Origin of the sequence: Bradyrhizobium erythrophlei (assembly GCF_042430365.1) — a bacterium.
GTDB lineage: Bacteria > Pseudomonadota > Alphaproteobacteria > Rhizobiales > Xanthobacteraceae > Bradyrhizobium > Bradyrhizobium erythrophlei.
This window is the reverse complement of the sequence record NZ_JBHMET010000233.1, coordinates 127,122-136,022: the sequence shown is the minus strand read 5'-3', so window position 1 is coordinate 136,022 and position 8,901 is coordinate 127,122. Positions and strand designations below refer to the sequence as shown.

7 protein-coding genes are annotated in these 8,901 nt (G+C 65.2%); 3 read left to right on the top strand and 4 right to left on the bottom strand.

Features of this window, described 5'->3' with window-relative positions; all coding sequences use genetic code 11:
• Positions 1-159 precede the first annotated feature (159 nt).
• A complete protein-coding gene (locus tag ACFFWD_RS35955; protein ID WP_376973715.1) occupies positions 160-1,545 on the bottom strand; it encodes an LLM class flavin-dependent oxidoreductase in 1,386 nt (461 codons plus the stop codon).
• Between the two features lie 194 nt (positions 1,546-1,739).
• On the opposite strand from ACFFWD_RS35955, the gene ACFFWD_RS35950 reads away from it, so the two are divergent.
• The 3 genes from ACFFWD_RS35950 (at position 1,740) to ACFFWD_RS35940 (ending at position 5,627) form a co-directional block, all read left to right on the top strand.
• The gene (locus ACFFWD_RS35950; RefSeq protein WP_376973713.1) at positions 1,740-3,125 is read left to right on the top strand and encodes a M20 family metallopeptidase; all 1,386 of its coding nucleotides are present in this window, start codon (positions 1,740-1,742) and stop codon (positions 3,123-3,125) included.
• Positions 3,126-3,275: 150 nt separating this feature from the next.
• The gene (locus ACFFWD_RS35945) at positions 3,276-4,571 is read left to right on the top strand and encodes an MFS transporter (protein ID WP_376973711.1); all 1,296 of its coding nucleotides are present in this window, start codon (positions 3,276-3,278) and stop codon (positions 4,569-4,571) included.
• 210 nt (positions 4,572-4,781) lie between these two features.
• Positions 4,782-5,627: an IclR family transcriptional regulator gene (locus ACFFWD_RS35940; protein WP_376973709.1), complete on the top strand. Its 846-nt coding sequence runs from the start codon at positions 4,782-4,784 to the stop codon at positions 5,625-5,627.
• On the opposite strand, the gene ACFFWD_RS35935 is transcribed toward ACFFWD_RS35940, so the two are convergent.
• From ACFFWD_RS35935 to ACFFWD_RS35925, 3 genes are all read right to left on the bottom strand, one after another.
• Complete coding sequence (locus ACFFWD_RS35935; protein ID WP_376973707.1) at positions 5,624-7,132, bottom strand: tripartite tricarboxylate transporter permease; 1,509 nt, start codon at positions 7,130-7,132, stop codon at positions 5,624-5,626. The two genes, ACFFWD_RS35940 and ACFFWD_RS35935, sit on opposite strands and share 4 nt — an antisense overlap.
• A 5-nt stretch (positions 7,133-7,137) precedes the next feature.
• Positions 7,138-7,623 carry a tripartite tricarboxylate transporter TctB family protein gene (locus tag ACFFWD_RS35930; protein ID WP_376973705.1) on the bottom strand — a complete coding sequence of 162 codons (486 nt, stop codon included), beginning with the start codon at positions 7,621-7,623 and terminating at the stop codon, positions 7,138-7,140.
• 156 nt (positions 7,624-7,779) lie between these two features.
• Entirely contained in the window at positions 7,780-8,745 is a 966-nt protein-coding gene (locus ACFFWD_RS35925) for a tripartite tricarboxylate transporter substrate binding protein (RefSeq protein ID WP_376973703.1), read from the bottom strand.
• Positions 8,746-8,901: the final 156 nt, after the last annotated feature.

Genomic DNA, 8,901 nt, shown 5'->3' with positions numbered 1-8,901 from the left:
TCTACTGAGCCAAATGGCGCGGTCACCACTCATAGGGTCACAAGCTCTCAGGATGACGGGATTATCCCCGTCATTGCGAGGAGCGAAGCGACGAAGCAATCCATCTATCCCCGCATCGTGAGATGGATTGCTTCGCTACGCTCGCAATGACAGGGGAGATCACCCGGCCGCTGTAGCCTTCTTCACCCGATACCGGCTCGCCGGATGCGTGTCGTTCAGCCGCGCGCGTCCCACGCCGAACAGCTTCTCCCGCAGCGTGCCCTTGGCGTAGTCCTGCTTGTAACGGCCACGCTTCGTTAGCTCCGGCACCAGCATGTCCGCGATATCCTCGAAATCGCCCGGCGATGTCGCAAAGGCGACGTTGAGGCCGTCGACGTCGGTGTCCTCGAACCATTGCTCGATCTTGTCGGCGACCTGCTCCGGCGTGCCAACCACGACCGGGCCGGCGCCGCCGATGCCGACATGCTCGGCGACCTCGCGTACGGTCCAGACCCGATCCGGATCGGCGCGGGTGACGTTGTCCATCGCCGAGCGGCCGGCGTCGTTCTGCACGTGGCGGACCTCCTGGTCGAGCGAATAGGTCGAGAAGTCGACGCCGGTCCAGCCTGACATCAGCGCCAGCGCGCCCTCATGGCTGATGTGGCTGCGATACTCGGCGTATTTCGCTCTGGCCTCTGCTTCGGTGCGGCCGATGATCAGGCACATCATCGAGAACATCAGAATCTCGGCCGGGTTGCGGCCCTTCTCGGCCGCGAGCTCGCGGATCGCCGAGACGCGGGGGCCGATCACCTTCGCCGACGGCCCCGACATGAACACGCATTCGGCGTGCTCGGCGGCGAATTGCCGGCCGCGCGGCGAGGTGCCGGCCTGGTAGAGCACCGGCGTACGCTGCGGCGACGGCTCCGAGAGGTGGATCGCGTTGAGGCGGTAGTTCCTGCCCTCATGGTGCACGGGATGCACCTTCTTTGGATCGGTGAAGATGCCGCGCGCGACGTCGCGGATCGCGGCGTCGTCCTCCCAGCTGCCTTCCCAGAGCTTGTAGACCAGCTCCATATACTCGTCGGCGATGTCGTAACGGTCGTCATGCGCGGTCTGCTTGTCCTTGCCGGCGCCGCGCGCCGCCGAATCGAGATAGCCGGTCACCACGTTCCAGCCGACCCGGCCATTGGTCAGATGGTCGAGTGTCGACATCCGCCGCGCGAACGGGTAGGGCGGCTCAAAGGATAGGTTGGAGGTGACGCCGAAGCCGAGATTTTCCGTCACCGCGGCCATCGCCGGGATCAGCATCAACGGCTCGTTGGCGGGGGTCTGCGCCGCGTTGCGCAGTGCGGCATCGGCATTGCCGGCATAGACGTCGTAGACCCCGAGCACGTCGGCAAGAAACAGCCCGTCGAACCGGCCGCGTTCCAGCGTTCTCGCCAGATCGATCCAGTAGGAGAGCTTGTTGTAGTCCTTGGTGCGGTCGCGCGGATGGGTCCACAGCCCCGGCGACTGATGCGCCACGCAGTTCATGGCAAAGGCGTTGAGCCGGATTTGCTTTGTCATTGCTGAAACCTTGTTGCCCAGTCGGACGCCGGGCTTTGCGGAACGGAATGTGTTGCGACTTCCGATGTTTTGGCAAGGGCCATTCGCATTTCCCGCCCTTCCAGTCGCGATCCGATCCCGATAGGTTGGCCGCCTCCAAGGCATGGTCCGGACGACACGATCATGCTCAGTTGACTGGCTGCGAAGGAACAATCATGGCGACAAGAGCCGACGCAATCGCAAACGTGCGAGAGCAATTTCAATCGGGACAGTTCCTTAAAGAGCTGGACGCCAGGATCGGCTACCAGACCGAGAGCCAGAATGCCGACAAGGGCGACGCGCTGCGCGCCTATCTGGTCGAGAACCTGCAGCCGGCCTTCGCCGAGCTCGATTTCAAGACCCGGCTGATCGAATCGCCGACCGGCCGCGGGCCGTATTTGCTCGCCGACTACCAGGAAGACGCCTCCCGGCCGACCGTCCTGACCTACGGCCATGGCGACGTCGTCGACGGCATGGTCGGCGAATGGCGCGACAATCTCAGTCCGTGGCAGATCACGACCAAGGGCGATCGCGCCTATGGCCGCGGCACCGCCGACAACAAGGGCCAGCATTCGATCAACATGGCGGCGCTGCGTGCGGTGCGGCAGGCGCGCGGCGGCAAGCTCGGCTTCAACGCCAAATTCATCATCGAGACCGGCGAGGAGATCGGCTCGCCCGACCTGCGCCAGGTCTGCGAGGCGCATCGCGAGGAGCTGAAGGCCGATTTGTTCGTGGCCTCCGACGGGCCGCGGCTGTCGGCCGACCGGCCGACCATCTTCCTCGGCTGCCGCGGCGGCAACCGCATCCATCTCGACGTCAATTTGCGCGAGGGCGGGCACCATTCCGGCAATTGGGGTGGCGTGCTCGCCAACCCCGCCACGATCCTGGTCAACGCCATCGCGAGCCTGGTCGACGGCAAGGGCCGCATGAAGCTCGATATCCTGAAGCCGCCGCCGATCTCCAACCGCGTCCGCGCCGCGCTCGCTGACGTCGAGATCAAGCCATCGGCGGACGAGCCGGCGATCGCACCCGATTGGGGCGAGGAAGGTCTCACCGCGGCAGAGCGGCTCTATGCCTGGAACACGCTGGAGGTGCTGGCGATGTCCGCTGGCAATATCGAGAAGCCCGCCAACGCCATTCCCGGCAAGGCCAGCGCCGTGCTGCAACTCCGCTTCGTCGTCGGCACCAGATATCTCGAAGTGATCGACGCGGTGCGCGATTATCTGCACAACAACGGCTTTCCGATGGTCGAGGTCTCGGGCGCGCAGCGCTTTGCCGCCTCGCGCACCGACATGGACAGCCCCTGGATCGACTGGGCGGCGGACTCGATCCGCAAGACGACCGGCAAGCGGCCCGCGATCCTGCCGAATTTCGGCGGCTCGCTGCCCAACGACGTGTTCTCGGAAGGGCTCGGCCTGCCCACCATCTGGGTGCCGCATTCCTATCCGGGCTGCTCGCAGCACGCCCCCGACGAGCACATCTTGCTGCCGGTGACCGAAGAGGCGCTCACCATCATGACCGGCCTGTTCTGGGATCTCGGCGAGACGCCGCGCAAATCGTAGACGATGAACGCCTGACCTATTCTGCGTCATGGCCGGGCTTGTCCCGGCCATCCACGTCTTCCTGTGCGGCCGCCAAGACGTGGATGCCCGGCCCAAGGCCGGGCATGACGAGTGGAGTGAGCAGTGCCTGAAATTGGCAAAGGAAATGCGATGACACTATCAACGCCGGTTGAGGCGCAAGGCAACGTCGGCATGGTCGCCACGAAGAAGAACATCACCCGCCTGATCGTGGCGACCTCGATCGGCAATGCGCTCGAGTGGTACGACATCTCGATCTACGCCTATTTCGCCGTCTATTTGTCCAAGGCGTTCTTCCCCGCCAATGACCCGACCACGTCGCTGCTCCTGACCTTCGGCAGCTTCGGCCTGTCGTTCCTGATCCGCCCGATCGGCGGCATCGTGCTCGGCACCTATGCCGATCGTCACGGCCGCAAGGCCTCGCTGATGCTGTCGATCCTGCTGATGACGGTGGGTACGCTCGTGCTCGCGCTGATGCCGACCTATGAGAGCATCGGCGTCGTGGCGCCGATCGCGGTGATCCTCGCGCGCCTGGTGCAGGGATTTTCCGCCGGCGGCGAGTTCGGCTCGTCGACAGCGTTCCTGGTCGAGCACATGCCGGAGCGGCGCGGCTTTGCCGCGAGCTGGCAGTTCGCGAGCCAGGGCTTGAGCGGCGTGCTCGGCGCCGGCTTCGGCACGCTGTTGACCGCGCTGATGGACCCGACGGATTTGCAGTCCTGGGGCTGGCGGCTGCCGTTCCTGTTCGGCGTGCTGATCGGTCCGGTCGGCATCTATATCCGCAACCACGTCGAGGATGCGACGCCGCCGCCGGCGGCCAAGCAGGAGGCGTCGCCGGTCGTCGAGGTGTTCGCGCGGCAGAAGCGAGCCGTGATCCTTGCGATCGGCGCGCTCGCGGTGTCGACCGCGGTCAACTACCTGATCGTCTACATGCCGACCTATGTGGTGAAAACGCTGAACCTGTCGCCGACGATCGGCTTCGCCGCGGCGCTGTCGGCCCAACTCGCGATGGCGCTCGCGGCGCCGGTCGCGGGCGCGATCTCCGACCGGATCGGACGCACCACGCATATGATCATCAAGGCCCTGCTGCTGCTGGTCTCGATCTTCCCGGTGTTCCTGTTGCTGACCGGTCAGCCGACGCCGACGTTGATCGTGGCAGGCGTGCTCTGGCTCGGCCTCCTGAAGGGACTCTATTACGGGCCGCTCGCCGCGCTGATGTCGGAGCTGTTCCCGCCGGCGACGCGCGCCACCGGGCTCGGCCTCAGCTACAATATCGGCGTCACGGCGTTCGGCGGCATGGGGCCCGCGATCATGACCTGGATGGGCGGCTTCGCGCTGATCGGCGAGCTGGCGCCGGGCTATTACCTCACCGCCGTGTGTCTCCTCAGCCTCGCTGCGCTTGTCACGATCAGGCGGCTCAAGCTTGCGTAGCATGCAGTGAGACTCTGATTTCGCGTCACGAAATTGACGCGAGCAATCATGTTGCATAGCAACGCAATTAGTTGAAACGCGAGTTTCATCTGACGAAAGTATACTATGTCCCGCCGCGGCCAACCGCTTTAGGATGCGGGCGGTGTTTCGGATCGCGTCCTTCGCGGACGTCGCATCCGGATCAGAGTTCGCGATGGTGAAGGGCAAGGCATGAACGCGTCCACGACTGCACCCGCACGGGCCGGCCGGAAGAATCCGCAGCCGGAGCCGGGCCAGCCGGACAAGTTCAACGCGATCCAGAAGGTCTGCGCGATCCTGCGGGTGCTGGCGCAGCGCTCGCCGCTGCGGCTGACCGACATCGCCGACACCACCTCGCTGAACAAGGCGACGGCGTTGCGCATTCTCAATTCGCTGATCGAGGAGGGTTTTGTCGCCCGCGTCGCCGGCGCCAAGACCTATGAGCTCGGCCAGGAGGCGCGGGTGATGGCGGTCGGCGCGCGGCGCACGGTCGATATCGCCGAGCTCGCGCAGCCGAGCTTGTTGCGCCTGTCCGAGCGTTCCGCCGATACCGCGCTGCTGTCGGTGCGATCCGGCGTCGAGGCGCTCTATCTCGCGCGCTCCGTCGGCAGCCATCCGCTGCAGCCGAACTATCTGCAGATCGGCAGCCGCCGTCCGCTCGGCGTCGGCGCCGGCGCGCTCGCGCTGCTGGTGTGGCTGCCGGATGCCGAGATCGAGGCTGTCATCGAGGTGATCGTGCCGCGGCTCGCCAAATCGCCGCGCATCACGCCAAAATTCCTGCGCGAACGCATCGTGTCGGCGCGCAAGGTCGGCCACACCGTGCTGATCGATGCGGCGTTTCCCGGCATGGGCGGCGTCGGCGTTCCGGTCCGCGACGATACCGGTGAGGTGGTCGCCGCGCTCTCGATCGGCGCGGCGAGCGACCGCATCCGCCGCCGCGAGGCGGAGCTCGCCGACATGCTGAAGAAGGAAGCCCAGGTGCTGGCCCGCGCGATGGCGCAGACCCCGAAGAACGGCCGGGGCGTCAAGCCAACCTAAGCTCCCTCATCCAGCGCCACCAGCTCGCGCTTCCTGCGCAGCGCCGGCAGCAAGGGGCCGACCAGCAGAACCAGCGCGAAGGCGAGGCACGCCGCCGAGATCGGCCGCTGCACGAAGGTCATCAGATCGCCCTGCGACAGGATCAGCGACTTGCGCAGATTGTTCTCCAGCATCGGCCCCAGCACGAAGGCGAGCACCAGCGGCGCCGGCTCGTAGCCGAGCTTGCGCATGAAATAGCCGATCACGCCGAAGGCGATCATCACATGGACGTCGAACACGTTGTTGCTGGAGCAATAGACGCCGATGATCGTGAACAGGATGATCAGCGGGAACAGCACGTTGTAGGGCAGCCTGAGCAGCTGCACCCACATCCCGATCATCGGCAGGTTGAGCACCAGCAGCATCAGATTGCCGATATACATGCTGGCGACGATGCCCCAGAACAGCGTGGGGTTCTGCGAGATCAAGAGCGGCCCCGGCTGCAAGCCGTGGATCACGAAGGCGCCGAGCAAAAGCGCCATCACGACGTTCGGCGGAATGCCCAATGTCATCAGCGGAATGAAGGCGCCGCCGGCCGCGGCGTTGTTGGCGGATTCCGGTCCCGCGACGCCCTCGATCGCGCCATGGCCGAAGCGCTCGGGATGCTTCGACAGCCGCTTCTCCAGCGCATAGGACGCGAACGACGCCACCACGGCGCCGCCGCCCGGCAAAATGCCGAGGAAGAAGCCGAGGATGGTGCCGCGCGTGATCGGGCCGGCGCTCGCCTTCCAGTCCTCCTTGTTCGGCAAGAGCTGGGTGATCTTGGCGTTGATGATGTCGCGCTTGATCGCCTGTTCGGTGTTGAGCAGCACCTCGGCGATGCCGAACAGGCCCATCACGACAGGCACGAGCCCGATGCCGTCGATCAGCTCGATGCGGCCGAAGGTCAGCCTGGGTTGCGCGGTGATGCTGTCGAGCCCGACCAGTCCGAGCACGACGCCGATGCAGGCCATCAGCAGCGCCTTCGCCATCGAGCCCTGGGTGAGGAAGGTCAGCACGACGAGGCCGAGCACCATCAGGCTGAAATATTCGGCCGGTCCGAATGCGATCGCGACGCTGGCGAGCGACGGCGCCACCAGCATCAAGGCGATCAGCGCGAAGGTGCCGGCGATGAACGAGCCGAACGCGGAGATGCCGAGCGCAGGTCCGGCGCGGCCCTGCTTCGCCATCTGGTGGCCGTCGATGCAGGTGACGACGGAGGCCGCTTCACCGGGGATGTTGACCAGGATCGAGGTGGTCGAGCCGCCATACATCGAGCCGTAATAGATGCCGGCCATCATGATGATGCCGGACTCCGGCGTGCCCGACAGCGTCACCGGCAACAGCAGCGACATCGCCGAGATCGGGCCGATGCCGGGCAGCACGCCGACCAGCGTGCCGATGAAGACGCCGATGAAGCAGTAGAGCAGGTTGACCGGCAGCAGCGCGACGCCGAGGCCATGGGCGACGTTGACAAGGGTCTCCATGGCGCTCACCCGATCTCGAACATGCCGCTGGGCAACTGGATCGCCAGCAGATGCTTCAGCACCCACCACATGCCGAGCGGCGCCAGGATCGCGAGCGGGATGGTCAGCGACCAGCGCACCGGGTCGATCAGGCGCAACAGCAGCACCATCAGCGGGATCGCCGACAGGAGGAAGCCGAGCGGTTCGAGCGCAAAGGCGAATGCGGCGAGGCAGGCGATGATCAAAAGCGGCTTGCCCCAGCGCGCGTTCTGCCAGCGCGAAGCGAAGGTCGGCCCGCCCTCGGTGACGGCCGCGACGATGATCGAGCCGGCGAACACGCACATCAGGATGCCGGTGTAGAACAGCACATAGCCGGAGCCGGGATCATTGATCGTGCCGAGCTTCAGCTTCAGCCCCGACCAGATCACGAAGACGCCGAGCGCGAGCCCGATCAGCCCGCCCCAGAGTTCGGAGTTGTTGAGGCGGAGTTTGACGTTCGTTTGGTCTGTCATGTGAGATGCTTCCGGATATCGGTCGTCGTATCGTCACCCTGAGGCGGCGGAGCGCAGCGTAGCCCTCGAAGGGCGACGGTGCTTCCATCCTTCGAGGCGAGCCGCAAGTGCGGCTCGCACCTCAGGATGACGCCAACGCTTGTGGCGGCCTTGATCCTACTTCTTCGCCAGCCCGAGCGTATCGATCACCTTTCGCTCGGACTCGGTGACCTCGACCACGAACTTCTTATAGTCCTCGGTGTTCTTGTAATTCGGCACCATGTCGTATTTCGCCAGCGTCGCGATCACGGCGGGGTCCTCGATCGCCTTCTTGAACGCGTCGTGCAGCTTGGCGACGATCTTGGGGTCCATGCCCTTGGGCCCTGCGATGCCGAACGGCGAATCGTAGATCATGGGATAGCCGAGCTCCTTCAAGGTCGGCACGTCGGGATAGTTCGGCGAGCGCGCCGCCGTCCACACCATCAACAGCTTGAGCTTGCCGGCATCGACCAGCGGCCGCCAGCCGGTGGAATCGGCCTGCAGCATGGTGTGCTGGCCGAGCACGGCGGCATTGGTTTCGGCGCCGCCCTTGAACGGCACCTGGGTCAACTTGATGCCGGCCAGCGCCGCGATCTGCTCCATGCCGATATGCAGCGACGTGCCGGTGCCCGGCGTCGCATAGGTCACCTTGCCGGGATTCTTCTTGGCGAAGTCGACCACGTCCTGCCAGCTCTTGAATGGCGACTCAGCGCTGGTGGTGACGCCGAAGGTGTAGCCGGTGAGGTGGACGATATAGGAGAAGTCCTTGGCCGGGTCCCAGGAGACCTCCTGCATCAGAGGCAGGCGGAACACGGTGACCGGGATCTGCGCGATGGTGTAGCCGTCCGGCTTCGCCGCCGCCGCCATCGTCGCCGGGCCGACGGTGCCGCCGCCGCCCGCCTTGTTGTCGATCGCGATCGGCTGGCCCAGCACCTTCGATGCGCTCTCGGCGATCGCGCGCATCGAGATGTCAGTTGATCCACCTGCGGGCCAGGGCACGATCAGTGTGATCGGCTTGGTCGGATAATCCTGGCCGTGAGCCGCGACTGACACCAACATGCCGGCGGCGGCGAGCACGGCCCTCCAACGATTGGCTTGTGACATCTCGATTTCTCCCTTGCGGCCGCGTTGCGATCGCGGCCGATCTCTTGCTTGTTCCCGATGATCCCTGAAGCGACAGGGAATTGAAAGGGCATTGGACAGATCGGTGCGCGCAACGGAAGGGCTATTCGCCCGCGCGGCATGGCATGCGACAATTGG